At 47.4% G+C, this 1,154-nt stretch carries 1 protein-coding gene; it reads left to right on the top strand.

Features of this window, described 5'->3' with window-relative positions; genetic code table 11:
- A partial coding sequence (gene tuf, locus L5M71_RS22970) for an elongation factor Tu (protein WP_113941600.1) occupies nucleotides 1–1,149 on the top strand: 1,149 nt, incomplete at its 5' end.
- Nucleotides 1,150–1,154: the final 5 nt, after the last annotated feature.

Here is a 1,154-nt window from a genome sequence, read left to right as displayed (position 1 = left end):
GTAAACGTGGGCACCATTGGTCACGTTGACCATGGTAAAACCACACTGACTGCAGCTATCTCTCACGTACTGGCTAAGACCTACGGTGGCGAAGCTAAAGACTTCTCTCAAATCGATAACGCTCCTGAAGAGCGTGAGCGCGGTATTACGATCAATACCTCTCACATCGAATATGACACGCCTTCACGTCACTACGCACACGTAGACTGCCCAGGCCACGCTGACTATGTTAAAAACATGATCACTGGTGCTGCACAGATGGACGGCGCGATTCTAGTAGTTGCCTCTACAGACGGTCCAATGCCACAGACTCGTGAGCACATCCTGCTTTCTCGTCAGGTTGGCGTACCTTTCATCATCGTGTTCATGAACAAATGTGACATGGTAGATGACGAAGAGTTACTGGAATTGGTTGAAATGGAAGTGCGTGAACTTCTGTCAGAATACGATTTCCCWGGTGATGATTTACCAGTAATCCAAGGTTCAGCTCTGAAGGCCCTAGAAGGTCAACCAGAGTGGGAAGCTAAGATCCTTGAATTAGCCGCAGCACTGGATTCTTACATTCCAGAACCACAACGTGAYATCGATAAGCCGTTCCTACTGCCAATCGAAGACGTATTCTCAATTTCAGGCCGTGGTACAGTAGTTACTGGTCGTGTTGAGCGTGGTATTGTTAAAGTGGGTGACGAAGTTGAAATCGTTGGTGTTCGCACAACGACTAAAACAACGTGTACTGGTGTAGAAATGTTCCGTAAACTGCTTGACGAAGGTCGTGCAGGYGAGAACTGTGGTGTGTTATTACGTGGTACTAAGCGTGATGACGTAGAACGTGGTCAAGTATTGGCTAAACCAGGTTCAATCAACCCACACACGACTTTTGAATCAGAAGTTTATGTTCTGTCAAAAGAAGAAGGCGGACGTCACACTCCATTCTTCAAAGGCTACCGTCCACAGTTCTACTTCCGTACAACTGACGTAACCGGTACTATCGAACTGCCAGAAGGCGTAGAGATGGTAATGCCTGGCGACAACATCAAAATGGTAGTGACTCTGATTTGCCCAATCGCGATGGACGAAGGTTTACGCTTCGCAATCCGTGAAGGTGGTCGTACAGTTGGTGCTGGTGTAGTAGCTAAAATCATCGCTTAATTGCG

The organism is Shewanella sp. SW1, from assembly GCF_025653545.1.
In the GTDB taxonomy this organism is placed as follows: Bacteria; Pseudomonadota; Gammaproteobacteria; order Enterobacterales; family Shewanellaceae; genus Shewanella; species Shewanella oncorhynchi.
Note: the sequence above shows the minus strand (reverse complement) of the source record. Positions and strands in the feature narration are given on the sequence as shown.